The sequence below is a fragment of the Bradyrhizobium sp. 139 genome (genome assembly GCF_023074175.1).
Taxonomy (GTDB): Bacteria; Pseudomonadota; Alphaproteobacteria; order Rhizobiales; family Xanthobacteraceae; genus Bradyrhizobium.
The window spans coordinates 24,378-50,495 of the sequence record NZ_JADPKS010000114.1 but is presented as its reverse complement, the minus strand read 5'-3'; the positions used below and the strand labels follow the sequence as shown (position 1 = coordinate 50,495).

The 26,118-nt window shown below is 62.5% G+C and carries 20 protein-coding genes and 9 pseudogenes; 13 read left to right on the top strand and 16 right to left on the bottom strand.

All coding sequences use genetic code 11. From position 1 onward, the window contains the following. Window positions 1-876 precede the first annotated feature (876 nt). A pseudogene (locus IVA80_RS26890) lies at window positions 877-1,390 on the top strand (ferritin-like domain-containing protein). 179 nt (window positions 1,391-1,569) lie between these two features. Here IVA80_RS26890 and IVA80_RS38705 read toward each other — a convergent pair. The 8 genes and pseudogenes from IVA80_RS38705 to IVA80_RS26855 form a co-directional block, all read right to left on the bottom strand. Continuing rightward, window positions 1,570-1,836: a hypothetical protein gene (locus tag IVA80_RS38705; protein WP_346348021.1), complete on the bottom strand. Its 267-nt coding sequence runs from the start codon at window positions 1,834-1,836 to the stop codon at window positions 1,570-1,572. Window positions 1,837-1,840: 4 nt separating this feature from the next. Continuing rightward, window positions 1,841-2,232, bottom strand: a pseudogene (locus tag IVA80_RS26880) (DUF3147 family protein). Further along, window positions 2,229-2,414 carry a hypothetical protein gene (locus IVA80_RS38700; RefSeq protein WP_346348020.1) on the bottom strand — a complete coding sequence of 62 codons (186 nt, stop codon included), beginning with the start codon at window positions 2,412-2,414 and terminating at the stop codon, window positions 2,229-2,231. The pseudogene IVA80_RS26880 and the gene IVA80_RS38700 overlap by 4 nt, the downstream one beginning before the upstream one ends. Further along, the gene (locus tag IVA80_RS26875) at window positions 2,398-2,835 is read right to left on the bottom strand and encodes a cupin (RefSeq protein WP_346348024.1); all 438 of its coding nucleotides are present in this window, start codon (window positions 2,833-2,835) and stop codon (window positions 2,398-2,400) included. Before IVA80_RS26875 ends, IVA80_RS38700 begins: the two co-directional genes overlap by 17 nt. Window positions 2,836-2,960: 125 nt before the next feature. Further along, window positions 2,961-3,323, bottom strand: a pseudogene (locus IVA80_RS26870) (phosphatase PAP2 family protein); the annotation flags it as partial. 376 nt (window positions 3,324-3,699) lie between these two features. Next, a complete protein-coding gene (locus IVA80_RS26865; protein WP_247437327.1) occupies window positions 3,700-5,244 on the bottom strand; it encodes an FAD-dependent oxidoreductase in 1,545 nt (514 codons plus the stop codon). A 384-nt stretch (window positions 5,245-5,628) separates the two neighbouring features. Continuing rightward, window positions 5,629-6,273 (bottom strand): peptidoglycan-binding domain-containing protein, encoded by a 645-nt coding sequence (locus IVA80_RS26860; RefSeq protein WP_247437325.1) that lies wholly within the window; start codon window positions 6,271-6,273, stop codon window positions 5,629-5,631. Then, the gene (locus IVA80_RS26855; protein ID WP_247437323.1) at window positions 6,233-6,874 is read right to left on the bottom strand and encodes a DUF1236 domain-containing protein; all 642 of its coding nucleotides are present in this window, start codon (window positions 6,872-6,874) and stop codon (window positions 6,233-6,235) included. The genes IVA80_RS26860 and IVA80_RS26855 overlap by 41 nt, the downstream gene beginning before the upstream one ends. 431 nt (window positions 6,875-7,305) lie before the next feature. Here IVA80_RS26855 and IVA80_RS26850 point away from each other — a divergent pair, with 431 nt between their 5' ends. Together IVA80_RS26850 and IVA80_RS26845 are read left to right on the top strand one after the other, a co-directional pair. Continuing rightward, window positions 7,306-7,527 carry a hypothetical protein gene (locus IVA80_RS26850; RefSeq protein WP_247385912.1) on the top strand — a complete coding sequence of 74 codons (222 nt, stop codon included), beginning with the start codon at window positions 7,306-7,308 and terminating at the stop codon, window positions 7,525-7,527. 50 nt (window positions 7,528-7,577) lie between these two features. Continuing rightward, window positions 7,578-7,958: a hypothetical protein gene (locus IVA80_RS26845; protein ID WP_247437321.1), complete on the top strand. Its 381-nt coding sequence runs from the start codon at window positions 7,578-7,580 to the stop codon at window positions 7,956-7,958. 109 nt (window positions 7,959-8,067) lie between these two features. Here IVA80_RS26845 and IVA80_RS26840 read toward each other — a convergent pair whose 3' ends face one another. From IVA80_RS26840 to IVA80_RS26830, 3 genes are all read right to left on the bottom strand, one after another. After that, window positions 8,068-8,433, bottom strand: coding sequence for a PRC-barrel domain-containing protein (locus IVA80_RS26840; protein WP_247437334.1), 366 nt, complete (start codon window positions 8,431-8,433; stop codon window positions 8,068-8,070). A gap of 1,239 nt (window positions 8,434-9,672) precedes the next feature. After that, entirely contained in the window at window positions 9,673-9,804 is a 132-nt protein-coding gene (locus tag IVA80_RS38445; protein ID WP_256467533.1) for a hypothetical protein, read from the bottom strand. 122 nt (window positions 9,805-9,926) lie between these two features. Continuing rightward, window positions 9,927-10,394: an ABC transporter permease gene (locus tag IVA80_RS26830; protein WP_247437319.1), complete on the bottom strand. Its 468-nt coding sequence runs from the start codon at window positions 10,392-10,394 to the stop codon at window positions 9,927-9,929. A 577-nt stretch (window positions 10,395-10,971) separates the two neighbouring features. Between IVA80_RS26830 and IVA80_RS26825 the strand changes: the two genes are divergently transcribed. The 4 genes and pseudogenes from IVA80_RS26825 to IVA80_RS26810 form a co-directional block, all read left to right on the top strand. Further along, entirely contained in the window at window positions 10,972-11,931 is a 960-nt protein-coding gene (locus IVA80_RS26825) for a sensor histidine kinase (RefSeq protein WP_247437317.1), read from the top strand. 763 nt (window positions 11,932-12,694) lie between these two features. Continuing rightward, complete coding sequence (locus tag IVA80_RS26820) at window positions 12,695-13,171, top strand: hypothetical protein (protein ID WP_247437315.1); 477 nt, start codon at window positions 12,695-12,697, stop codon at window positions 13,169-13,171. A gap of 122 nt (window positions 13,172-13,293) precedes the next feature. After that, window positions 13,294-14,386: pseudogene (locus IVA80_RS26815) on the top strand (DNA topoisomerase IB). A 164-nt stretch (window positions 14,387-14,550) separates the two neighbouring features. Then, window positions 14,551-15,054 (top strand): annotated as a pseudogene (locus tag IVA80_RS26810) (DNA ligase D); the annotation flags it as partial. 663 nt (window positions 15,055-15,717) lie between these two features. Here IVA80_RS26810 and IVA80_RS26805 read toward each other — a convergent pair. After that, window positions 15,718-15,900, bottom strand: a complete 183-nt coding sequence (locus tag IVA80_RS26805) for a zinc ribbon domain-containing protein (RefSeq protein WP_256467532.1) — start codon at window positions 15,898-15,900, stop codon at window positions 15,718-15,720. A 145-nt stretch (window positions 15,901-16,045) separates the two neighbouring features. Between IVA80_RS26805 and IVA80_RS26800 the strand changes: the two genes are divergently transcribed. From IVA80_RS26800 to IVA80_RS26790, 3 genes and pseudogenes are all read left to right on the top strand, one after another. Beyond that, window positions 16,046-16,252: a hypothetical protein gene (locus IVA80_RS26800; RefSeq protein WP_247437314.1), complete on the top strand. Its 207-nt coding sequence runs from the start codon at window positions 16,046-16,048 to the stop codon at window positions 16,250-16,252. Between the two features lie 449 nt (window positions 16,253-16,701). Next, window positions 16,702-17,808, top strand: a complete 1,107-nt coding sequence (locus tag IVA80_RS26795; RefSeq protein ID WP_247437312.1) for a histidine kinase dimerization/phosphoacceptor domain -containing protein — start codon at window positions 16,702-16,704, stop codon at window positions 17,806-17,808. Window positions 17,809-17,940: 132 nt separating this feature from the next. Further along, window positions 17,941-18,177: pseudogene (locus IVA80_RS26790) on the top strand (3'-5' exonuclease); the annotation flags it as partial. Between the two features lie 25 nt (window positions 18,178-18,202). Here the strand turns inward: IVA80_RS26790 and IVA80_RS26785 are convergent. Then, a pseudogene (locus IVA80_RS26785) lies at window positions 18,203-18,376 on the bottom strand (DUF3606 domain-containing protein). Between the two features lie 633 nt (window positions 18,377-19,009). Between IVA80_RS26785 and IVA80_RS26780 the strand changes: the two are divergent. The 3 genes and pseudogenes from IVA80_RS26780 to IVA80_RS26770 all read left to right on the top strand — a co-directional run. Continuing rightward, the gene (locus IVA80_RS26780) at window positions 19,010-19,366 is read left to right on the top strand and encodes a hypothetical protein (protein ID WP_247437310.1); all 357 of its coding nucleotides are present in this window, start codon (window positions 19,010-19,012) and stop codon (window positions 19,364-19,366) included. 1,573 nt (window positions 19,367-20,939) lie between these two features. Then, window positions 20,940-21,911: pseudogene (locus IVA80_RS26775) on the top strand (IS21 family transposase); the annotation flags it as partial. A 299-nt stretch (window positions 21,912-22,210) separates the two neighbouring features. Next, window positions 22,211-22,335, top strand: a pseudogene (locus tag IVA80_RS26770) (IS3 family transposase); the annotation flags it as partial. A gap of 24 nt (window positions 22,336-22,359) precedes the next feature. On the opposite strand, the gene IVA80_RS26765 reads toward IVA80_RS26770, so the two are convergent. Genes IVA80_RS26765 through IVA80_RS26755 form a run of 3 tightly spaced genes read right to left on the bottom strand, consistent with a single transcriptional unit; the run spans window position 22,360 to window position 26,110 of the window. Next, window positions 22,360-23,451, bottom strand: coding sequence for a HupE/UreJ family protein (locus tag IVA80_RS26765; protein WP_247437308.1), 1,092 nt, complete (start codon window positions 23,449-23,451; stop codon window positions 22,360-22,362). Next, on the bottom strand, window positions 23,448-24,509 hold the full coding sequence (locus IVA80_RS26760) for a DUF4340 domain-containing protein (protein WP_247437307.1): 1,062 nt from the start codon (window positions 24,507-24,509) through the stop codon (window positions 23,448-23,450). Before IVA80_RS26760 ends, IVA80_RS26765 begins: the two co-directional genes overlap by 4 nt. Continuing rightward, window positions 24,506-26,110: a Gldg family protein gene (locus IVA80_RS26755; protein WP_247437306.1), complete on the bottom strand. Its 1,605-nt coding sequence runs from the start codon at window positions 26,108-26,110 to the stop codon at window positions 24,506-24,508. The genes IVA80_RS26760 and IVA80_RS26755 overlap by 4 nt, the downstream gene beginning before the upstream one ends. Window positions 26,111-26,118 lie beyond the last annotated feature (8 nt).

Genomic DNA, 26,118 nt, shown 5'->3' with positions numbered 1-26,118 from the left:
CATCGACGACGTCAACCGCCATCCGGTCATCCATACCTGGTCCTACAAACTTGCCGAGGCCGCCTGAATATGATTCGAATCAAGGAAACGATCGTCTAGAACCTCGCAATTCCTCCGTAAACCGATCGAAAGCTCGCCCACGCTCTCTCGTTCAGTGCGCTCGGGAGACCACCCACAAAGTATTTCAGTGGCTAGTTAGTCGTAAAACACCGCAGGCCCCAGCAGCCAAGGCTGCACACGGGGCTGTGCGGGGTTCTGAGTGAGTGGAGTCCCGTCTGCGCAAAGTCGGTCTAGCCAACGTGTGCTGATTGTATTGACAAGGTGGCCCGTTGCCGAATGAAATGATAGATAGCCCGACTAGGATGGGAAGTCTTTTTGACGAGCGAAGGATCGCGCCCAATCGTCCTCCTAAGGCGATATGTGTGCCCCGCTCAGGTGCTTTTTTGCTTGCCTTGATCGACACCGGTCAGATGACTTGTGCCCGCCTCCTGGCAGGCGCTCATGCAGATTCGGCGTCTTCGTTTGCCGCCACGAAAAGTTTATTCCGCCGTCCTTGGCATCAGCCAGGGTCGATCCGGAACCAACGATAGCCATAACCGTCGAGTTCGATCTCGCTACCCGTGGTCCGTTTCGTTAGACCGGCTGCCGGATACAAGGTCCGGGGACGGTCGGAGAAGCAGGCGCGCGAAGCTCATCGCGGTCACTGTCGTGCCCACCGCAGAACAGTCTCCCGGTTGTCGTGCGGCATATCGCCCATAAATCCTCACTGGCAGGATTGCATGGTGTTTCATCTCAATCTCCGAGCGCTGATTGTGGACAGGAACGGCAGCCGGCCGGCGGCGTTCTATTGCCATCATTGCCAAAGGAGACGTCGAAATGGGAATCTTCACCAAGGACATAAAATCAATCGAAGACCTGTTGATTCATGATCTTCACGATATCTATTACGCTGAGCAGCAGATCATCAAATCGCTGCCCGACATGATCGAAAAGGCGACCAACCGCGACCTTGCCGCCGGGCTGAAACGTCATCTCGAAGAGACCAACAAGCAGGTGGAGGGGCTTCAGAAGGTGCTCGAAAAGCTCGGCGAGCAGCCCAGCGGGACAGAGTGTCCGGCGATCGACGGCATCATCAAGGAGGCCGACGAGATCGCCAGCGAAGTTGAGGACAAGGCTGTACTCGATGCCGCCATCGTCGCTGCCGCTCAGGCCGTAGAGCACTATGAGATCTGTCGCTATGGCACACTGATCGCCTGGGCCGAGCAGCTCGGCCACGACGACCGTGCGTTTCCTCACGACCAACTTGAACGAGGAAAAGGCGGCTAACACCAAGCTCAACACCGTGGCGCTGCGCAAGGGCGTCAATGCAAAGGCTTCGACCGCGGCCTGATACGCGTCGTACGATCACCCTCAGCGGCTTCGCGGAATCGCGGAGCCGCTGCCTTTTTGTTCGGTCCGCCCTCTCTGCAGTGGCCGCATCTTGCGCCGGACGTACCAGGCCCCCACGGAGATGATCAACCAGGCGAGCCGACGCGCTCATGAAGACGGCCGCGATGCTGCTTTCCGCCATCAACGAAAAACGACCGCAAAGGCCAACATGCCAAGCGCGCCGAGTGCGGCGCAGGCGGAATCGACCGCGGCCGCCATTTGCCCGCGGCGCTCGCCGGCAAGGCCCGCCTCCCGCTTGCGGCGGATTTCGTGCTTCTCAATCAACGTGGCGCTGGAGAAGAAGATCGCCGGAAGGGCATGGTAAAGGCCGCCAGTGAGGTCTCGATAGCGGCTGTTAACGAGACCGGTGAAGACGGTCGCGGTGCCGCCGAGCGCGAAGCGGATCACGTATTCATACCAGCGGCCTTCTTTGAGAGATGACGGCGAAAAGGGGAACGGCGTCATGTCGGCCCCCGGCGGGGGTCAGCGCGCGGAAGGCGACGATCCGCCAGACGACGGATAGCAAAGTGGCGGGCACCGCCTGGAGCCCCGCGCGAGCGAGGATTTGACAAGTGACGAAGCTGTAGACGACGAGCGCGATCGCTCCCGCAATCATCGCATGAGTTTGCAGGATCGCATGGTGGGCCCGTGCTGGTACACCGCGATTCCGAGCGTGGGGAGCGCAACCGAAGGTGCGGCTGCGAAAAGTCCGCCGAAGCTCTTGGGGCGCAGAAGATCTCCCAGCATCACGAAGGCCGATACCACGGCGCCGCAGACGAGGAACCGGATGACGTACTCGGTCATTTCGCTTTTTTCCAGAGTTTTAAGAGCGGCCCGCCGGCGCCGTAGACTGCATCTTTGCGCGGCGGCGGCGTCTTCGGAATGCTCTTGAGAGCGCGTGGACGGTCCTCCACCGTCGTGCATTCGTCGTAGGTGCCCACTGGCGGATAGGCGCCGACGACGAGGAAGTCATCGTCTGCCCCCAAGACACTGGTGCCCCGTACCGGCCGGCAGAACCGCGATCTCACCGGCTTTCAACGTGAAGGTCCTCCCCTTCTTACCGCCGAACCGAACGCGCCCCTTTCCGCGTGCAATGCCGAGCACCTCATGGATCCGGGAATGGTAGTGGACGTAGTCGTAGATACTGTCGCGCCAAGTGTCGCCCCAGCCGTTTGCCTCAAACAGGTCCTCGACAACTGCGGCCGCGTCGTGTCGCTCATCGAGATTGATTGCGCCGCGATAGAGGACCAGGGGCCATCGCGGATGATTGGGGACGAGACCATCATCCTTGAAGCGGAGAGTGTTGGGCTTTCGCACCTGCGCGAGGTCCATGGCCTTGCGCCTGCCGGGGCGCCGCAGACCAGTCGCACGCTCCGCATATCCCTTCGGGTGCTCAAGGATTGGCATGATCGTTCTCCATTGGAGTATCGCCGGGATAGCCGGTCCAAACTCGGAGGCTGCTTTCGAGAACCGCCCCCAGTGCAAAACCCCGCGACGACATCGCTCGCCCGGTGCGCCAGAACAACTACGCGCGTCAACGAGAGCCCAACTGCGAGCGCGCGGATCGCTCGGCGCGGGCCGGCTGGCAACGCGCCGGCCCCCGATGCCAAGGCTCCCATGTGCAGCGCGTGGCCGGAGGGAAAGGCATCTTCACGTTTCCCTGAAAATGCGACGCCATGGAGGTGCCCGACCACAGTTCTGCGGTCCGGGCGGGTCTGGCCGAACAGACGCTTCAAACCATGGGGCGGCAGCGATGCCGCGACCGTGACCAGCAGAGCATGGTTGCCGGCGCGCCGCAGCGGATTTCCCCGCCCGCGCGACGCAAGCCAACAAGCCGCCGCCAGGACCAGAAGGACCTTCTCGTCGGCGCCCCAAGTTAGGGCGCGGGCTACCATCTCCGGAGCCGGCGCAGTGTTGCGGGCGATGAAGCGTGCGGCCACAACATCCGCTCTGGTCGGCCGGACGGGACCGGAAAGCTTGGGCTTCTGAGGCGACTTGCTGAAGCTCCAGCGATTTTTTGGCTCGAGCGATCGCACCATAAAGACCTCAGATCGTGCTCCGCCGCTTGTCATCGACAATCAACCTTCCGCTGTATGATCCTCGCCCAACGTAAACGAATGCTTGAAACGAACCTTGCTACCCATTGCGGGTAGATCACATCGAACTCCCTCGAGGATCTGTCGGACGCGAGCCGATGTCATGCCCTGTGAACGGGAAGCCGCCGAAGCAAACGATCTGGCAGGCCTCTTCTCCCGCGGCTGTCACCTGTCGCTATTCCGCGGCTTGGACACTCGGCGGAATTTCCACCGGCGTGAGCGGGGATACGGCGGGACCATTGAGCGCAGTGCCGTCCGGCGCGAATTGAGACCCGTGGCAGGAGCAATCCCAGCACTGCTCCAGCGAGTTCCAATGCACGACGCAACCAAGATGGGTGCAGCTTGCCGACAACAGATGCAATTCGCCATCGCGGTCACGGCAGGCGGCAACCTTCTTCAATCCGCTGCGAACGAGCCGGCCCTCGCCCAAGCGAAGCCGCTCCACCGAGGCAACTGCATCGGCGCCGAGGTATTCCGCAAAGCTCTTCAGCGGGGTGATGTTCTCGCTGATGAGGGTGGTGATGTTCTTGGAGATCTTGCGATCGGGCAAATAGACGGCCTCCCAGCTATTGCCGCCGATCGCAATCAGATCCGCAATTAGCTGGCCTGCCACCAGCCCATTGGTCATGCCTTGTCCGGAATCGCCGCTGACGAGGTAAACATGATCTTCGTCCGGGCTGCGTCCGACGAAGCCAGTGAAGTCCATGGGTTCGAGCACTTGGCCGGACCAGCGATGGGTGATCTCGCCGATCATCGGCAACCGCGCCCGAGTCCACCGATCGAGCGCAGCAAAGCGCGCCTGACCATCGTCGGCCTCGCCGGACTTGTGGTCCTCACCGCCGACGATCACGATGTCCTCGTCCGCCGAATGTGGCTGCAGGCGGACATAGTGATAAGGATCGAGCGTGTCCCAATACAGCGCATCCGGCAGCGAGCCGGCCGGGACCTTGGCCGCAATCACATAGGTGCGATAGGGCGCCTGCTTGGCATGGATCGCCACGCGTAGATTGACGGGCGAGTTCGTCGCGACGACGACGTCCGTGACCCGCACCTCACCGCCTGACGTCTTGAGTACGATTTCTCCGCGACCGTGCTCGATCGTCTCGACGCAGGTGTCACCGTAGAGCCTGGCGCCGCGCCGATGCAGCGCTTTCGCCAATCCGGCAAGGTATTTGGTCGGATGAAAGCGCGCCTGCCGGGGGAAACGAAGCGAGCGCGCAAGACCGCCGTGATGGATGGGAGTCGGATCGCTGCAAAGCTCGACGGGGATTCCCAGCTTCCTGCAGCTTTCGAATTCTTCGTCCAGATGCGATGGCAGCGTCTCCGGCGCCAACACCCAATAGCCATCGACGCGGCGGAAATCGCAGTCAATTCCCTCGGCGGATTGGATCGCCTGCGCGCGGTCGATCGCAGCGGCGACGCTCTGGTAATACAGCCGGGCGCAATCCTCACCCCGAATTCTGATCAACTCCTTGTAGTCGTCGTCCAGGGCTGTCGTCAAATGCGCAGTGGTGCGCGCCGTCATTCCGCTGCCGATGCGACCGCGGTCGAGCACGATCAACGAGCGCCCGCGCGCGGCAAGTTCGTACGCCACCGACAGACCGGCGATGCCCGCGCCGACCACGCCAATATCGGCACGTTCCTGACCCGAAAAGCGCGAAGCCGCCGGGATGAAAGTCTCCATCCAAAGCGACTTGGTATCCTCATCCAACACGTTCATGGCGTTTGTCCTCCGGCGTACAAACGAAGGGCAAAGCGCAATCGTTCCTTTTGAATAGAGGCCTCCGCGTTCGAGCCCATGTGCCGGCGAGGCCCGAATGAACTGTCGTGGTGCAGCCTTGGCATTTGCGGAAGGAGAATGATGCCTTTGCTCGCTTTCGAGGCCGGTAGCAGGTGTTGAAGGATGCGTACATGGAGGGGGCACGCCCGGTTCCGGGTTCTTCTGAGCAGAGCAGAGAGTCGCAAGCAGCGTTTCCGGCCTGGCGCTGGCGGCCGCCAACTGGCATACGAAGCCTTCATGAGCCTCAGTCGGGAAGCAACTTGAGATAGGCAATCCCGAAGCCCGTGAGTTCTTCAGGAAGTTGTGGCAGTCGAACGCGAGCTGTCACTCGAATGGCCTTTTCGCCACGGACAGCTTCGGCTGCGGCCGCGGTCGATCGTACTGACGCGATTGACCGGCCGGGATTTGCAAAGCTCCGCTGTACCGCGGCGCAAAATGAGCCCCGCCGAAGCGGGGCTCAGCATCACGTTCCTCAATACTTCTTGCCTTGAGAATTGTCGGCCGGCTGGCTCGATGCCGCAGGATTGCTCTGGTTGGGCTGCCCGGACGGCATATTCTGGTTGCGGCCGGTGGATTGTTGCCTTGGGCCGGAGGCGCCGATTGTCCGGTCGTTTGACCGGAAGGCTGTTGCGTTCCGCCCTGTCCGGTCGTTGCCGGCTGGTTCTGCTGCACTTGGCCAGTTGTCGGCTGTTCTGTGCGCCGGAGCGTTGGCCTGACCAGTGTTCTGTCCGGTCGTGCCCTGTTGCGCCGGCTGCTGGTTCGCCTGTCCTTGACCAGTCGTGATCTGGCCTGGGTGGCACTGATCTTGTTGGACCCGCCAAGCGTCGAGACCGTGCGGGTATCGATCGAGCCGCTGGCCTGGATGCCTTGCTGCCGCTGGAAGGTGATCAACGCCTCGCGCGTTCGCGTGCCGAGCACGCCGTCCGCTTCACCAGTCAGTAATCCGCGCTCGATCAGCACCTGCTGCACAACACGGATCTCGTCGGGGGCTCAGATTGAGCGCTGCGACGCTGCCACCGCCACTGCCCATGCTGCCGGCGCGGCTGAACTGCGTCCGCGGCCTTGCCGGAACAACATCCACAATCTGACGACTGCGATCAAGGACCACGAACTCGTCGTTGACAACGAAGAAGCTGTCGTCGCGGAAGTCCGGGAAAAGGCCGATCAGCGCCGGGAAGGCCGAGACGGACACCACATTGATGTTTCTCGGCACCACCACGCCCGTATTGATCTGGAAGTTGATCGAGCTGGCGTTAACCCGCGCCACGTTGCGCGAGCTGAGCGCCGACTGCTGTAACGTTGTCTGCTGTTGCGCATTCAGCGATCCGCGGCCCGATATGCTCTGGCTAGTCGCACTCTGGTTTTGCGCCGGCGCGGTAGCCTGGGTGCCGGTCGACGCGCCCTGGTTCTGCTGCGTCGTGGTCTGACCGGCAGGGGCATTGCCTGGCCTGGTGTTGGCGCCGGTTGTCGTGCTCTGGTCCTTCTGGCCCTGCGGCGCCTTTTGCTCGGACTGTCGCGTCTGGTCGCGCTCGCCGCGCCCCTGTCCGACAGTCTGACTGTTTGCTTGCACGAAGGACTGATCCTTGTCTTGTTCCTTTTGCTCGGATTGACGAGGTTGGTCGCGATCTTCTGAGAGCCGGCTCTTGTCGCAAGATTTTCTTGATACACGTCGCGCACACGCTGCCCTCTAAGCTATTGAAAAAATTTATCTCTCGCTCGAATCCCCCGTTGGACAGCCCAACCGAATCCCCACGCCGTGGCTTAGTCTCGGCAACGAGCCCGCGTTTCCCTCTAGTGACGCTTGTAGGCGCATCGGTTCGCGCCATCGGGCGACATCGTCCAGTCGCGCTCTTCTCTCGGCCGATAATTGATGCAGATCGTTCTGGATCGCGTGATGCGTCGGCTCTCCCCTTGCCGCTGCAACGAACTCTTGAAAGTCTGCGAGTTCGGCCGGATACTCAATTGAGGTCCTTGGTCACCAGCAATCCGAGGAGGACGATCATGGCAATCCAGATCGTGATGGACCGAAGCGGCGACAGCCGACACCATTTCAATGCTGACGACACACAAGAACTGGCCAGAGCGGAGCAGCGGTTCTACGAACTCACCGATGCCGGGTTCACTGCGGCGGTCCGGACGGGTTCAGGTCAGGTCTCGCAAATCCGATCGTTTGACCCGACTGCGAGGGAAACCGTCTTCTTCCCCAGATTGGTCGGCGGGTAGCCACGACGATCATGTTCGGCTTTCGACCCCCACGGGGCGGCCGCTCCCGAATGAAAGCGGCGAGAGCGCTCTTCATCCGGCACGGCGCCGAGCGCACGCCGGAGGGCCGGTCGCTGCGGGTCTTGCGGCAATGGCTGTCGCCGGCGCAGCGTGAGCAGTTCGCCAGGAAAGGCTACTTCGAGGTGGTCGGGAGCGACAGCGGAATTCGATACAGGATCCACGCCGGGGCCTCAGTTAACGTGTGCGAGATCGACGAGAGAGGTCGCCTACAGGTGGGGTTGTGTTTCATGCCGATTGGCGCTCTGCCGGTCGGAGATGTCATGCTCGCCCAGAAGATCGCCTTGGAGACATCCGAGAGCGAGGTGCGCAGTGTGGCCCGGAGGTTCGCGCCCAACTGTTTCCATTTCAGACAAGCACGGCCTCTCGGCTAAGCGCCCTAGCTAGACCGCAGCGAAACCGCTCCAGGCTGATTTCGCGGCAGCTCGGCCGTTGCTTCTCTACTGTCTTTTGGCCTTGCTCATGCCGCTTCTGGCATCCAGTTCATGGAGCTGGGATGCCGCCATAGTAGTCATCGACCGAGCGGGCCATCGCAGGATCCGACCAGTTCCAACTGCTCTCGCTGCTGTACTTTGGCGCGCCCCGCAGTTGGTCCTCGGTAGCGCCTGTGACGTAGCCGCCGAGATTCGTGTCGTACTTCAGTGACTGCCACGGAAGCGGATAGTGATCGTCTCCGATGCCGAGAAAGCCGCCAAATCCCAGGACGGCATAGGCGGTCCTGCCGCTGATTTTATCGATCATCACCCGTTCAATTGAACCGATGCGCTGATTGTCGGCAGCATAGACCGCAGTACCTTCGACCTTGTCGCTGCCAATCAGATTTCTTGTCTCGCGCTCTTCGTAGGCCATGTAATTTCCTCCTTCTAAATGCGAATTCAACCAATAGCTCATTCGCGCGTTCCTAGTCCGCCGAAATCTTTCGGAGGGTGCTCCACTTCGGAAGCCGTACGGCAGGATCGGCTCGTCCGACGTTGTGCATGACTGGCAGCTTGCGGCCCGGGCTGCCGCGGGCGTCAACTGGCACATTTAAGTGCCACGCATGTCGCGCGTGCGCCACTTGGCGCGCTCCGGAACGGCATTACTGCCGGCGGCAGATCCAACATGAACTGCGGGTTCTATGGCGAAGCCACCATTCGTCAGGAAAGGGCTCCCAACGCAAATCGCCGCCTGGAACATTATGTTCGCGGAAAGTGGATACGCAGAGACTGCGAGGCTTCGAGGCTTCGAATCCCGCCCAGCCGCGAATTCCCTCTCCGGACTGGCCTCAAGCCACAGCGCCAGGGACGTGATCCACGCGAGCACCGGCGAGGAAGCCCTGGCCTGCAAGAGCCACGTCGTCGAATTTTCACCGATATCAGGCTGCCCGGAAGGATCGACGGAGTCGCGGAGCGCTGCCGCGAACACGATCCGGAACCGCCGGTCATCTACGCCACGGATTTCTACGCCGGCTACACCACGTCGCGTGCCCGGCCCACCTTCGCTGAGATGCGCAGCGGCATGCCCGCCGCGCGGGCGATCCGGATCGCCTCCTCCGGTCCCTGTCGGCCCGTCAGGCGTCCGAGGAACGCCAGATAGGTTCCTGTTCGTACGATGGCCGAAAGAGGCTCGCCGGCAGCCCGTGACGCACGGTGTCACACCAGTTGGCCGTCTTCAGTGGCCCGCGCTGGTTGTCCGAGATCGGGACGAGCATGCACCCGTGAATTCCCGAACCGCCTCGGGGGCCGGGCAAGTCCAGCCGGTCATGCATCGCGTGGTGAGGAACGGAATGCGCGTCAGCATCGGCAGGTGCAGCCAGTCGATATGAGCGTGGACCACGTTGAACTCCGCGGCCCGTCGCGCGATCGCTTCTAGCCGCACCGCGTCGGCGATGCTCCGGTCCGTATCTGGCGGCGAGCCGCAATGCGCGCGTCCACACAGGATGGCCTTTTCCGCTCGTGCTCGAATCGCCGCTGACGTCGTGTCCGAGTTCGACCAGCTCGTCGACGAGTCAGGCAACAACTCTCTCGGTACAGCCATAGAACTTCGGTGGAACGCTTTCTGCCAACGGCGCGACTTGGGCGATCCGCATCGGGGCAGCCTCACTCCACCTCAGTCGGCGGCCGCGCTGCGCGACGTGACGCACAAGATGACGAGCGCGGCGCAGATCACGACGAGGAATGTCCCGGCCGAGACCTCGATGGGCCGGTGCGGAAGTGCGGCACGCGCGACTGCAAATCTCATCGGCACCTCGAGCTGCTCGGAGCAACTTTTACCATTGAGCTTCGTTCCTGAAACCCGCCGCGCGTGCCGCGAGGTGGCACCAAACGGGTCGAGGTCGATCGACGGCCTCCACGCAACCTGACCTACCTAACGTTCAGCGAAAGACTGATGCGCGTTACGACGTCGTCCCAGTCATGCTCTTCCCTCGCCGGGTAGTTGATCAGGATGCAGTGAACCAATCCGCCCGAGAAGTTGCAGCGATCGTACCAGACTTTGTCGCCCTTGTAGCTCGACACAGCGAAAAACCGGGGCGTCACCCGCTTGTACTGAATGCGCGCGGGCGGATGCTTTTTCGCGAGAAAAGCAGCGGGCGAGTCGTTCGAGACGTTAGGTGCGGCCTGTATCGTGAGGTCGGCTCGGCCGTCAGCGGTTCGAAATCGCTGTCCGTAACCATTCGGACGGCCCGCTTCTTCGGTAAAGATCGAGGCGGGAAAATCGACCGAGGTGCGGGTCTGGGGGATGGAGTAGGTCGCCCATCTCACGGGCTCCGCCGAGACCATGGACGTCGAGGCAGCGAGCCCAAGAACGAGCCCCAGCACTGTGGATTTCATCGCCCCTCTCCTCGTCGCGCATCGAGGCACGCGCAATGCTCGTTCACATCCTTCTGTCAATGGGAAAAAGCGGCAAGGCGAACTACGTTGCAAGCGCGAAGGCGACCGGCAGAGGCTCTCGGCTTCCACGGCCGCCCCGTCTTGGCTTTCCGTCTCCAGACCGCCCGGATGGACGTTTTCTCCGACCAGAACACGGTCGATGCGGTCGGCTAGGTCTTGCCGGCGGTTTCAGCGGGCTGGCGGCCCACCTTCGGACCGCGTCGTCGTGCAGCGGATCGCCGATGCAACGGGGGCGGCCGTCTCGTCGCGGACGAGCCTCATCGGCCTCCCGCAGACCGGGCAAGGCTTTCGGATCGGATGTAGCACCGACATTTCTGGATTCCCCGCCGACGTCCAGCTTAGTTCTTGACCGCGCACAAGAGGTTCCTGCCAATGGTACAGCAACGGCGCAAAGGCCCTCCACCTCGCGGCCGGCGCGCACGCATTGTTCCGATCCAGCCTCTCCGCGGGCCGCTCTTAGCTGGCGTGCCGCCGGCAAGCGACAGGAACATGCCGCCAAAACGAATCGTTGCTTTCCATGGACCGACTCCTGCTTCGCTTCATGTCCGTCACACCGAGACACCCGGTGTGGGTGCGGTACCTTTTGAGCCTGGGGTTGGTTGGCCTGGCCTTCGTGGCGAACCTTCTGCTGGACGACCAGTTGAGGCTATATCCTCTGATACCGTTCATTCCGGCCATTTTCCTCGCATCAGTCATCTTCGATCGCGGCTCGGGGTTTCTTGCCACCGGCGCGAGTGCGGCACTGGCCGCGCGATACTTCATACCGCCGTCCCCTGGTGCCGCGATCCTGCCGCTCCTGATTTTCCTGGCGAGCGGACTATGCATTGCCGCGGTAACGGAAGCTTTGCGCACGACGCTGGAGAAGCACTCGGAGGCGAAGGCGTACGCGGACGTTCTGATGATGGAGCTTGCACACCGGACCAGGAACGACCTCGCGACGATCATCTCGATCCTGCGGCTGCAGGCGCGCTCGGACTCCGATCCCGCCGTGCAGGCGGCGATCACGTCCGCCCTGACTCGGATCGAGGTGGTCGCGAAGGTCCATGACAGGCTGCGCGACACGGCCGTCAACAGCACAGTCGATCTCGCGTCCTATCTGGAGGCATTGTGCGGGAGCCTCTCTGACTTTCACCGCGGCCTGCGCCCGATTGCGATAAGGGTGTCATGCGAGGAGATCGCCGTGAAGAGCTCACAGGCGGCATCGGTCGGCCTGATCGTCAACGAGCTGGTGACGAACGCGTTCAAGTACGCGTTTCCGGAGGGACGGTCCGGCACCGTGGAAGTCGACGTGCGGTCGAGAAACGAGAAGGTCGTGATCACGGTGCGGGACAACGGCATCGGATGCCCGGCCGAGGCGAAAAGCGGGCTGGGAACGCGCCTGATCAAACTGATGACGGCGCAGATGAAGGGAAGCATGACCAGGGCGCCCATGGCGCAAGGTTGTCAGGTGCAAGTGGTGGTCGTCGTCGAACGCTGAGCACTGGCGCCCGTTCGGAGCCAGCGGGCTGCGCGGGCGCCGCCAGCACCCTCGGCAGGATAAATAATTGCGAACAGGGTCAGATGCGCAACGCCCAGTTAAGTAAGTTCTGCAACCAGCGCAAAATGCTCTGAAACTCCTGTCGCTTCCCTCCGTTGAGTCCTTGGCCTTCACCTCTCAGGCTTTGGCTCTTGTATCCTGTTGTATCGGAGTCTCCGGGTGCCTGCGTCCCGGCCGTACTGGAACGGCTATCTGAAGCTGTCCTTCGTCTCCTGTCCGATCGCACTCTATCCCGCGATCTCGGCGGCCGAGCGCGTCTCCTTCCGTCAGGTCAACCGGCGAACGGGTCATCGCCTCAAACATAAGCTCGTCGATTCCATCACCGGCGAAGCCGTGGACGCCACCGAGATGGCGCGCGGCTATGACGTCGGCGAGAACGAGTTCCTGCAGTCGGAGGACCGGGACCTCGAGCGCGCGCGGAGCGAGCGCCCCGCCGAGGCCGGGGCAGTGGAGCTTGCTGCGCCCCGCCGTGAAAGCCCGCCAATCGCGCCCGCCGGCGTTCAGAACGATACCCGTGAAGGGCGCGCTGGCAACTATGATGATGAAGCCGGGGAGCTCGAGGAAGCGGCCCCTATTCCGCGGCCGCAGAACACGCGCACAAGCGAAATTGGGCACTTCGTTCCCGCCGGGCAGGTCGATGCGGGATATTTCGAGAAGCCGTACTACATCGTGCCGCGAGGAGATCGGACAGGAAGCGTTCGCGGTGATCCGCGATGCGATGAGTCGGGAAGCCGTTGTCGGCCTTGCCCGCGTGGTGCTGTCCTCGTGCGAGCGGGTGTTTTTGGTCGAGCCAACGGGTGGTGGGCTTCGCGGTATAGCACTGCGCTTTGCACACGAACTCTGGAACGCGTCCGAATATTTCAGCGAGATTCCGGAGGTGAAGCTGCCTTCCGAGATGATGAAGCGCGCACAGCACATCATCCGGACGAAATCGACCGATTTCGATCCCGCTCTGCTGGAGGATCACTACCGCAGCGCGCTCCAGCGGATCCTGCGCAAGAAACAGGCGAGGCCCCGCGCAGCCGCCTCCCATCAAACCGTCGCGCGAGAACATCGTCAACCTTATGGATGCGCTCCGGCGCAGCATCGACGCCGGACGCCCGGCAAAGCCCGAGCGCGGCGCCAGGAAGCCGGCCGCGGCGAAGCGAGGCGCACGTCACCGGACAACCACTTAGCCTAGACACATACCGGTTAGCGCTCACCGACCCGCGCGCCATCTTTCGCGCCTCTCTTAGGACCGAGGCTTTGGAGGAACCCCCTATAATCAGAAAGGTTCATTTAAGGGCCAGGAGAGGAGGCAATGTGTTGCTGGTCGAGTCACCGGATAACGGCCAAGCGATTGTCGACCCGAGGGATGCCGCCGAATCTGCCGGCCTGAGATATGTTTCGGACGAACGGGCCGGTATTCGCCGCAAGAGGGCGGGGACGGGATTCAGCTACACACAGCCCGACGGCTCGAGGCTCATCGAGCCTGACGCGCTGGCGCGGATCAGGGCACTTGCGATCCCGCCCGCCTGGACCGACGTGTGGATTTGCCCGTTTGCGGACGGCCATATCCAAGCAACGGGCCGCGACGCAAAGGGCCGCAAGCAATATCGCTATCACACGCGCTTCCGCGAGGTGCGGGAAAGCACGAAGTACGAGCATGTGACCGCTTTTGCTGAGGCGCTGCCATCCATTCGGGAAATAGTGCGCGAGCACATGGGGCTGCGCGGCCTGGCTCGGGAAAAAGTTCTGGCAACCGTCGTGCATCTCCTGGAGACCACGTTGATCCGCGTCGGGAATGACGACTACGCTAGGCAGAACAACAGCTATGGCCTGACTACATTGAAGACGACACGTCAAGGTCGAGCGGAACGAAGTGCGTTTCCGCTTCACCGCCAAAAGCGGCAAACAATGGTCGCTGCGCGTGCGGGATCGGCGCATCGCCAAGATCATTCGAGCTTGTCAGGAGCTCCCCGGGCAAGAGCTGCTTCAGTACGTCGATGAACAGGGCACTTGCCAGGATGTCACATCGATGGACGTGAATGAGTACCTCAAGGAAATTACCGGAAAGGACATCACCGCAAAGGATTTCCGGACCTGGGCGGGCACGGTTCTGGCGGCCATGGCGCTCGCCGAGCTCGAGAGCTTCGACAGCGCGGCTCAGGCCAAGCGCAATCTTCGCAGCGCCATCGAGAAAGTCTCCGCGCGGCTCGGCAACACGCCCACGATTTGTCGGAAGTGCTACATCCATCCCGAGGTGCTGAACTCCTACTTGGATGGAAACCTGATCCTTCAGATCAAGTCACAAGCGGAGAGCGAGCTTCGGAGCGACGTGGAAAGTCTCAAGCCTGCGGAGGCGGCCGTGCTCGCGCTGCTGCGCGGCCGGCTCGCCAAAGAGCCAGAGCAGTAGAAAAAAGGGCGACAAAAAAAGTCGTCCGGCAAGCGGCTGGCGGGCGCTTGACATACGGACGCGGCCTGCTGCGCGAGGCCGTGTTCAGGGGGTTTCGTGATGATCTGGCGGTCCGCAACGTGAAGGCGCCCCGCCTGGTGCCGTCCTCGGCTGGACGGCCCAAGCTGGAGGTCCCTAAGGAAAACATCCTGCAGCTGTTTCCCGATGCGGTGGTGCCATCGAAAGAGGAGCTCGCAAACTACTGGGCGCGGGTCTGGACCAAGGCACTACCGCATCTGGGACATCGGCCTCTCAAGCTGGTGCGGCACGTCCACGGCACCACTTTCTATCACAAGGGGCCGCTGCCGAAGGACATCCCGCCAGCCGTGCACCAGCTGCGCATCAAAAAGCGCGAAGGCAGCGAAGGCACGCGGCTGTGGGTGGATAGCCTGGATGGCTTGCTCGGCCTGCTCCAGATCGGCGCCGTCGAACTGCATCCCTGGAACTCGACCGTCGAGGATGTCGAGCACGCCGACCGCATTGTCGTCGACCTCGATCCCGGAGAGGGCGTCGAATGGCACACGGTGGCCGAGACCGCGCTCGAGCTGCGCACCCTCATGAAAGGGGAAGGCTTCGAGACCTGGCCGAAGCTGACCGGCGGCAAGGGCATCCATCTGGTGCCGCCGCTCGACCAGCCGAGAGCGGCCATCGGACTTTGGGCGAGCTCGGGGCCGCCGGCCGAGGGGTGTTGCGGGAGGCAGGTCGCAGATCGGCCGAACGCTAGGTCCCGCTTGCGCTGCCCGAACCCAGAGCGCCCGTAGTGGTTGGCTAAGAGCATGCACGCCGCTGCACGCTGGGTCCTTTCAGGCGACGATTGCTTGAAGGCTCGAGGCAGCGTCATGGATCGCGCGACGCGGCAGCAGCGAGGCGGAACGGCACGTCGCCGAGTGCGAGCGTCGTATCTGCGACCAAGAACAGCAGATGTGCGACATGGACAGACGGGGTCACGACACGGCCGCCCTTCGATGCTCGAGACGTTCCGCTCCGCCCAAGCACGGCACTTGTCGCACCACGACCTCATTTTGACGCAGATGGAAGGCTGAGCATCGTGACTGGCTCCCGTGCTACCCCGCACCATGCGTCGGGGAGTGCGGCCTGAGCGTAGCCCCGCCTTGGGGGCTTTTGGGGGTTGGGGCGGAGCCACGCCGGCCAGGCATTTTCGCGAGGCCTGAAGCACCAACGAGACGGCGCAGGTGTCGTTCCTCACCAGGCGGAAGCTTCCGGAAATTCGAAATGCACAGGCCAGCCCCGGAGAGAGGGCCTAGCCGCCCTCATCCCGCGCTATCCGATCATTACGTCGTCGGGGGCCGCAGCGGACCGTCTGCCCACTTCCGGGCCGATAGGTCGCACAGCGGGTCGCCGTCGCAAGCGGTACAAACGTAACGCAACCGCCGGTCGTCGGCCTTGTCGGGGACGGCGACCATCGGCTTGCCGCAGGCCGGACACGCCTTCCTAATCGAAAAAAGCACTGGCATTGGATCTCCCCCTGCAACCGCAACTCTAATTCCGTGGCCAGTGCGAACTCAAGCGAATGCTGAGAATTTTTCGGGCGGCACCGCATCTTGACTCGTCGCGTGCGGACGTACTCAACTCTGGGTCCTGATGTCGTGGGAGTGCGTCATGGAGCAGGAGTTCTATCGGGGTCTCGCGCACCGAGTCCGGGCGCTTGCCGAGAAGGCGGATCCGTTCACTCGGCGTCGGCTGCTGGACCTCGCCAAGCGGTACGACGCGAAGGGCGAGCCCTTGCGGCCCGGAGCAACCGAACGCCCGCTCCCGGTGCCGCGCACCACGCCGCCGTCGATCTTCACGACGCCCGGCGAGGCCTGACAGCGCAATCTTCGCGGCCTTTGCAGTTATTGATGACCTGATCGTCGAGCACGCCCCGACGACGAGGACGCCGGGTCAGCCGTCGAGTAGGGTGCTTATGAGCTACAGAAGTGCCTGGTGTTCGGGGCCATTGTCCCGTTCCGCAGGAATTTACCGATGTCCGTATAGGATGCCCGGCCGCCAGAGCTGACGTTCGGCCGGTGCTTCACTGTCGGCATCGCGACGGCGGGTCGCTCGCCAAGAGCCAGACGTCACCATTACTGCTTTCGTAGATCACTCGTTCGGACATGCCGATCAATCGATCCGGCGGCATTCCGCTCCCGATTGCAGATGGGGCGCGGGGGCCCTAGCATCCGCCGCAAAAGCGCCTCCGCTACGCCGCGGGTTAAATGCCGGCCGTGGGAGGAAGACGCCCAAGCAGCGCAACGAGGTTGAGAAAAGGGCCAACAATGTCATCGGAACAACCTGATCCGGAGCTGTGCGAGACCGCCCAGCAGATCAATGATTTGTTCGACTCGGCAGAACTCTCCAAGGCCGTCGAGACGGAAGAATTCAAGCAGTTCCTCGATTACATCCCGATTGCCATAGTCGTCTCGAAGTTCTTTCGCGGCGATCAGCGCATCTGCTACGCGAACAAGGCATTCGAAACCCTCTTGGACCGGGACACGGATTGCGCAGGCAAGAGTTGGTCGATCCTCGCCGGGTTCAAGGACGAAAACGAATCGAAGCTCACGCTTGACGTGGCAATGCTCCAAGGCGGAGAGGAGTTTCTCGGCACCTTCCGTGCGGACGATCCAAAACCGCTTGTTGTCGAGGCCTTCTCCGGTCTCATTCAAAACGAAGACGGGAGCGAAAATTATCGCATAGCCGCCCTGATCGACATAACCGATCGGGCACGTGCGGAGCGCGAAGAGTATGCGCGCCGGATTCGCGACAAGGACATCCTGCTGCGTGAGCTGCAGCATCGAGTGAAGAACAATCTGCAACTGATCGTAGCCCTCATACGGCTCAAAGCGCGCAACGAAAGGCGGGGCGAAAAGGTCAACCTGCAGACGCTTGCCGGCCGCATCGAGTCCTTGCACCTCCTTTACCAGGCGCTTTCCAGCGATGTCGCGGGAGACGAAGTCGATCTCGGCCACTACTTGAGCCAGATCGCCGCCGCCGTCATGAATACCTGCGCCCTCGAAGGAATTCGGCTCGATCAAAAAACCGATTACGCGCCGGTCTCCGTCAACACGGCGTTGTCTGTGGGACTTGTCGTAAACGAGCTTCTGACCAATTCCTTCAAATATGCCTTCGGTGGCCGCGACCGCGGCGTGATCACGGTCGAATGCCTGCGTCGCAGCGAGGACCGCTATCGCGTCGTCATCGCCGACGACGGCGCAGGCCTGCCGGAAGGCCTCGTGTGGCCGGTTCCGGGAAAGATCGGCGCGCTTATCGTTCAGACTCTAAAAGAAAACGCGAAAACGGACTTCAACGTCGAAACTGCGCCGGGCGATGGGGTTCGGGTGACGATGAACGTCGACCGAAAGGCTGCCGCGCGAAATCATCCTTGAGCCTGTTTTCCAGCCGACCCGCTCGGGGGAGCATCGCGCATCCGCGACTGCGGCTCGTGCCTCACGGGGACCAAATTATCGCGTGTTGGGTGCTCCTGGACGACGCTCGGGAGCGCTGGCGCTTGCGCTCCAAAGAAAACTGTGAGGCTCTGGGCTGAGCCGACGCCGTTCGATCTCAAGGATTCCCTCAAGCGGCGCGGGCACCGCTGCAGCGACGGCAGCAACGGCCGGCCCAAGTCCTGGTACATCGACATCTGCGAGACCGCACCCAACGACGAGATCGCCTTTCTCAAGAAAGAGATCTACCTGCGCGATTTCGAGCCGCGCCTGCAGACCCTGACTGCCTTCACCCGATTCTCCAGCCGTATCCAGCTGGCGGCGTGGACGGTCTTCCCTAGCGACCGAGGCGCTTCTCGACGCGCTTGCGGCTGTTGCCGACCTTCTTCACGGCCGATGCCGAGCGGCCGGTCTTCTTGGCTTCATACCGGACTTCGTAGTCCTGTCCCTTGGCTACGCGGGCCCGGTCCTGTTTACGTCAACGCGCGATCTTCTTCTTCGCTGCCGTCATCGGCTCCTCCTCTTGCGAACTGATGGTGGTGAAATGCTGCAAGGATTCGTGGGGTTCCGGAGCGATCCAAAGACGAGACGAAAGCGGGCCGCAGCAAGCGTGAGCGGACCCGCCTGCTCACCTTCGAAGGGTGCGTCCGGTCGGCGTAAAAACCGTCAATGGCCGCAGGGGGGCGTATGCATGATGGGAGTCCACCCGCTCCGAACGATAGGGCGCATCCACACGCTTTGAGACAATCCCCTCGTGGTTCAACTTGCTGGCGGCGGCGAACAATCGCCTGTCCCTTGATCTTGAAGGCGTCCGCGATCTTCGAGAACCTGCTGACCCAGTTATAGCCGTTGCGCGTGTAGGCCGGGCGATTATACGGCCGTCCTGCTGGTCGTCGCTTGGTACCGGTCGGCCCTGGCGCAGCGGTTCGTGAGCCGGCTACTGACCGTCACGCATCGCATCGACGCGCTCGTCACCGTGTTTCGCGGCGAGCTTCGCGCGCTACGCCGTGCTCGTCGTGCTCGGGATCGCCGTGCTGCAGCTTTTCGGAATCCAGACGGCGAGCCTCGTCGCCGTCCTTGGTGCCACGTCCTCGGGGTCGGCCTGGCGCTGCAGGGCACGCTATCGAACCTCGTTGCCGGCGTGATGCTCCTGCTGTTCCGTCCCTTTCACATCGGCTACGACGTGGAGGACGCCGGCAAGGCAGGCAAGGTGAGAGCCCTCTCGCTGTTCATGGCCGAACTCGTCGCGCTCGACAACACGCAAATCCTGCTGCCGAACGGTCAGGTCTGCGGCGCGCGATCATCAATCACAGCGCCTACCCGGGGCGGGCGAGCTCAAGGTCTCATTTTGGGGCTTGATCCTGCGAGACCGATCGGCAGACAACCCGCGGGGATGCCATGGCCGCCGCGCACAGATGGCCCGCCTGTCACCGACATCCGCAACACGACATCGCCGCACCGGCGCGGTTGGCTGAAAAATGAACCTTGGGTTCCGATTTAGCAGGTCTCAGGCAGCATGAATGTCCGAAAGCGGACAGACTTGGTTTTTGCGTCGGTCTAGGCTGTGAGCGACACACTTTAATTAAACTGCTAGGGTCGTTGCCTTGTGCGTACTGTCCTTCTCATCTTCGGGTTGTGGCTGCTGATCAACGCTCTCTTTGTTTTGGTTGTCGTGCCCTCGCGCAGGCCACCCCCCCTAGACCGTCCGAGCGAAGTCCATCCCCGGCTCCGGATCCACAAGAAGGCCCGCCGATAAGCCTGCCAGGGCGCGATCTGAAACGTTGCAATAACCGCTCCGACGGCCCCTGTCGGAGCAGCGGAGAAGATGTTCGCCTAGAAGGCGCGCTGGAGCATCAGGCTATCCGTTCTCAATCCATCGGGGCATGTCCGAGAAGGGCCGATATGGTCGCAAGAATCTTTTTGGGGTAACAACCAAAAATCTCAGAGCCGCTGGAGAGTTTTCAGCGCGGCGCCTATGTTGCCAAGATAAGAGATCGAATACCTGTTCTGCTCAGGTGAACCGGTACTGCTCGAGTTGATCTCGCATGCAGAGTTCGTCCGACTGGGGCGGATAGCGAAGTGACGGAGATCATGCACTATGGGTCGAGAATTGTGGTGGTCACTACCGGGGCGACCGACAATTATGGGCGCCGCGCGTCACCGGGAACGACTCGATTGCCAGCCGCGTCGACTCGATCGTCGCCGCCGCCAGGATGACCTGGCAATCGGGACTGAGGTTCGACAGCGATTTATATTTGTGCTGTGCTGAATGAACGACACCAAGCGCTTGTGGCGGAGCTTAGAGAAGTGGAGAAGCTTCGAAGTAAGCTCCGACATGTAGAAGAGAGAACAATCGGCAGAAGACGGCGTGGCAAGCCGGGCAGCAGAGCAAGAGCCGTAAACTAACTCGGCGGCGAGACCGTCTATTCCGGACAGAGCGGTCGCACCGATCTCCGTTCGACGTTGCACCTTGAAAAACAGCAACGAGCCGATCAGCTTCCCAAAGCTCCACGTCATGATTTCCTTCCGGGGTTGTTCGTTGGGACTCTGTGACGCACCGTCAAACGCTGTCATAGTCGGAGGAGCGCTCTAGGTCCTTGCTCGCGGCAATGGCGTCGCCCGACAGAGTTGTGCAACCAGGTCTCAGACTCAGCACATTGAGAAGTATCTTCATCACACACCATCATTCGGATAACAATTTAGACCATGGCAACCTGTTCTATTTTTCTTGGTACATGGGCGTGCGCGGTCGAGTAGCTTCATACGGGCCACCCCCGCTCGCGGACATGACAAAAACTTCTTGGAATTGAATGCCTTTGATATCAACATCAGAATTCGCGACGAACGCGGACGCGATCCCAGAGGATTGCTTGTTCCGCATGAGATCGTGTCGGCTGGAATGGTGATGCAAGATGACAATGTAAAGGTCACGTGTGTCCTAGCTGACCATCCTCCGCTTCCAATTGTCTTCCGGGAATGCGTAAGTGCTTGACGGAACCGTGCGGCTGGTGCGTTCGACGAAGCCACCGCGGCTTCTCTATTCAAAAGGATCTCAAGCAACGCACTAACGGTCGAACAGTGCGCCCGGAGAAGCCTACCAGTTTGACTGGAGCCACGAAGTGGTCCTGCTGAGCGGCACCACGGTGATGGTGAAGGCCGCCCATGTCCGGCTCTGCCACAGCAGGATGCTGTTCGTGCGGGCCTATCCGCGGGAGACACAGGAGATGGCGTTCGACGCCCAGGACCGGGCGTTCGCCCTGTCTAAGGGCACCTGTCGGCGCGGCATCGCTACAATCGCCGCTTCCTGCAGATGTGCAGCCACTGCCTGGCCGACCCGGTTGCCTGCATGCCGGCCTCGGGCTGGGAGAAGGGCCAGGTCGAGAACCAGGTTGGGCTGGTCCGGGAACGCTTCTTCACACCGAAGCTGCAGTTCAAAACCTGGACGAGTTAAACGCCTGGCTGCTGGACAAGTGCATCGCCTGCGCCAAGGCGCATCGCCATGCAGAGTTAGCCGATCAGACGATCTGGGAGGCGTTCGAAGCCGAACGCCTCAAGCTCGTCCTTATGCCGGACGGTTCGACGGCTTCCATGCCGTGCAGGCGTCGGTCTCGAAGACCTGTCTGGTGCGCTTCGACAACAACAAATACTCGGTCGCAGCCAGCGCTATCGGGCGCCCGGTCGAGGTTCAGGCCTATGCCGACCGCATCGTGATCCATCAGGATGGGCGCATCATTGCGGAGCATCCACGATCCTTCGGACGCGGCGAGACCGTCTACGATCCCTAGCACTACGTGCCGGTGCTGGCGCGCAAACCCGGCGCCTTGCGCAATGGAGCTCCCTTTAAGGACTGGGTGCTGCCGGCCGCCATCGAGCGGATCCGGCGCAGGCTCGCAAGCACCGACGATGGCAATCGGTAGATGGTCGATATCCTCAACGCGGTGCTGAAGGACGGCCTGCCTGCGGTGAAAGCCGCCTGTGCCGAAGCGCTCGATGATGGCGTCCATTCCGCGGATGTCGTCCTCAACATCCTGGCCCGACAACGTGAATCCGCCCCACCAGCCAACATCATGACGCCTGTCCCATTCCAATGTCGATTGACACCAAACCTCATCAACGATTGTCTCTTCGTGGTTGAACCCGGCCTCGAACGTGCCTTCATAGAGCGACGCGATGTCGGTCCTGGAGCCAGCCGGATTAACTTGAAGACCGCTCGCAACGAGGGCGGCTATCCCGGCGGCATCCTGCTTGTTGAAACTGTCCGCATAGGCGGCGCCGATCCTCTCGATCTCCTGCTTGAGATCCGTCTCGGCTGCAATTGCGGGCTTGCAATTCACCGGCTCGTGCCTTCACCGGCATGCTCACTAGCCGCTATATCGCCATCAGCATGAACGGCAAAGGGCTTGGCGGGACAATGTGTTCGCCGAACGGCTGTGGCGCAGCGTCAAATATGAAGGGGTCTGTCTGCGAGCCGACACAGCCAGTCCGATCACCGCATCACGCTTCGAACACGCGTATGAGGAGCCAATAGCCGCCTAGTAGGCTGATAGCCGATGATATCGCATAGACCAGCCTTCCGGCCCGGACGGGCTTGGCTCGATCGACCGTCGTGACTCGATCGAACAGCCGGAGCACCGGCAGTACGATCGCGACAACGGCCACCTGCCCGATTTCCACGCCGATGTTGAAAGCCGCGAGCGCCGGCACGACCGCGTTGGGTGGCAGGCCGATCTCCCGAAGCGCGCCGGCAAAGCCGAAGCCGTGGATGAGGCCGAACACGAAGGTCACCCGCCAGCGCCGATCGATATCGCGCGAGAAGAAGTTTTCCACGGCAACGAAGACGATCGAGGCCGCGATCGCCGGCTCCACGATGCGGCTCGGGACGGCGACTACATCGAGCGCGGAAAGCGACAGCGTGATTGAGTGCGCGACGGTGAACGCGGTGACGATTTTGATGACGGGAACGAGCCGGCGTGCCCAGAGTACGACCGCAACAAGGAAGGCGATGTGATCGTAGCCGAGGAAGATGTGCTCAACACCGGTGAGGAGATAGCGGCGCATCGTGGACGCCAGTGACGGTGCCGCCGCCGAGAGCGTGATGGTGGTATTGGCGGCGTCGAGCAGCGCCTGCGCCTCGCGACCGTCCTGCGCGACCAGCACTACCTGTCGCGCGGTCGGATCCTGCTCGGTCAGCACCGTGGAGCGGTAGATGACATCGCCGGCGACATCAGCGCAGGAATAAGTATTGCGGAAAAGAACGCCGTCGCCGTCCGCAACAATCGCAGCGTCTCCGGCCGGACACGTAGCACCTCCGGTTGCTGTGACGGCAAGGTGGGCATTCACATAGGCGAGGATCGACGGCGTCGCGGCGGCGACCGCAGCGGAATCGACCGTGTCCTCCTTCGCATCATAGACCTTCGTGCCCGCAAGGCGATCGAGGTCGCTGCCCTTGAGCGCAATTTCGACGGTCACGGCGCGATCGGTGGTCAAGGCCAGCCGTGCCGTCGATAGATTGACCTGGTGCGCGGAGGTCGCCGCGCCAAAGCAGACCAACATCGCAGCCAGGATCAGGAGGAGCGGGCGCCTCATGATGCCGCTCCGACCGCGCGCAGCAGCTCGGTTAGCCGGCGCATCTCGAATTCGGCCACGGTGACCACCGCGCCATCCGGCGCAAGCCGTGCGTAGCGGTCGAGACTATCGGACAATGCTCCGAGTTCGAGCTTGGCGAGCGGCGTAGAGCTGTCGCGAGAGAAGACCAGCACGATCAAGCTCGGCAGGTCCAGCCCGTAGCGAGCGAGTTGCGCGCCTTTGGCCGGCCCTACCCGCGTCTCGATCGCGGTGGCATCGAACGCGCGCAGGGCCGCGTCAATGATGCGCGCCTGCTCGGGATCGGCGACATGAACGACATTGCCGGCCTCATGATTATGCTGACCGAGATGCCGAAACCAGTTTCCATACGAGTCGCGTTCGAAGCGTGTCAGCTTGCCCGCAAAGACGATCTCGAGCGCCCAGACCTGCGCCACCGACACCGGCAGCAACAGGGTCTTGCCGCGGCTGGTGACGCCGGTCTCGGCCTGACCGCGCAACCGGCGCGCCATGTCCGATACGACGCGCCATTCCTCGCCGACATGCCGCGGCATAAGGTAGACCGCAGCGCGGCCGCCGAGCCTGACATAATGCGAGGTGCTCGCCGGATTGAGCGCGCCGAAATTCACCGAGGTCACCGAACCGTCATTTGCCTCGATCACACCGACGGTAACGGCCGGGTCTAGGCCGAACGCGGCGTAGCTCCCCGCCGTAAGGTCGCTCGCCGGAATCTCGCGCGCGGCCTCGCTGACGCTGACGAGTCGCAGCGCGGTCTCGATATGCGATCCGAGCTCGGCCGTCATCGCGCCGTCGAGTCCTTCGATCGTCCAGACGCGGGCCCTGCGTAGCAGGGCGATACCATAGCTGCCGGACCGGATCTCCACCCGCCGCACGTCGGCCGGCGCTGTCGTCACGAGTCCCTTCGGCGCAAACGCAACTTTGCTGCGCAGCTCCGGCCATTGCCCGCTGACGATGAGGAGGCAGAGGAGCCCCACCAGGACACCGGCCAGCAGCGGCACCGGCCATCGGGCTTTCGCGCGCGCCGCGGCCTGCTCCGTCACCGCCGCCTCCACCACATCGCCACACCGAACAGTGCCGCGCTCAGCGGCAACAGCACCTCCAGGACGATGAAGGTGTCGCGCATCTGGCTGCTGGTCAACACGATCTCCGGCAGCTTGAACGTCTGCGGCGCAACGCTCGGCGTGGCATCGTCCTCGGCGAGCCAGCGCAGCATCGCCAGCGACAGCTCGCCGTTGGAGACGTAGGGGAAATATTCGTTGTTGGCGACCTTGCTGGTGCCGGCCATCACCAGGCGGAAGCGCTTGTCAGGTGATGCGCCGCCCGGCCAGCCTCCTTCCAGCGCAACCGCGAGCGGCTGCGCGCGGCGTGCAGTGCCCGGCGCCTGCACATCGGCGCTGGCCATGGCGGCTTTCGGTGAGCGGAGATAACTGTCCTGGCTGCTCGCCGCCAGCACGATCAGGCTCACACCGGACGGCGGCGCCGTGACCGCGATCGGCCTTGCCTGCGGGAACACGGTCAGCGCGAGGCGCTTGGTGATCGGATGCGCCGGATAATAGGGCACCGCGACCTTGTCGGCATCGGTGCGGAAATGATTGAGCGGATCAATGACGATCGCAGCCTCGCTCGACAATCCGACCGGCTTCAGCAATTGCCGCTCGAATTCGCCCTCGACCTGAGACATTGGATCGATCAGGAGCAGCATCCGGCCACCGCCGCTCAGGTAGCTGCCGAGCAGCGCGACCTCGTCGCCCGCAAAGGCGGTGCGCGGGCCGACGACGGCGACGACCGAACAGGCCGACGGAATGCTCGACGCCGTCGCGGTCACGATCTCGCGCATCTCGAAGCCGATCTGGTCCAGCGCGAGCTGGAGCCGGTCGAGCTGTTCGGGAGCGGCTTCCAGCACGTCGCCGGCGCCCGGCGTCTCATGGCCCTTCAAGGTCTCGACATGGCTGAAGTGGAAGTGCGAGGGCAGCGGCCGGAAGGGCTCGCCATGGCCGGTGACGAAACAGGCGGTCTCGACGCGCTCGCGCAGCACGCGGAGCGCCGCATAGCCAAGGCGCGCGGGATCGGTGACGTTCTCGACCAGAACCTTGCGGTCATCGGCCTGCAGCACCGCGGTGTTGTAGGCGCGGACGTCGAGGTCGCGGGCGAGCCCGGGCTCCTTGTCCAGATCGATAGCGCGGAACGCGAGCAGCGGATGGTTGCGTGCGGCGGTCTGGACCAGCTCCTTGACGTTGACCGCATTGGGATCGCCCGCATTGTAGAAGTAGGTCAGCGCGAGGGGGGTGCGCAGCTGCGCGATCACATCGGCGAGCTGTTGCGGTGGCGTGTTGCGCCCTTCCCGGCTGACGTCGAAATGCACGTCATGGCGATAGAGCGCGACATTGGCGCCGATTACGATCGCGGCGGCGCCGAGCACGATCGACGTGTTTGTCACCCAGGCCGACCAGCGCGATCCACTGCCCCGCAGCGGAAGCCGGGTCGCGAGCGCGAACAATGCAAGCAGCACCAGGAAGCACGCGACGAACAGCAGGCTGTTCGACACCGTCTCGCCAAAACCGGCAAAGCCGAGCAGGCCGGCGGCGACGGCGCCGGCGACCAGCACGAGAAGGGCAAGATCGGATCTGGCGGACCGGAGCATCTGGTGCG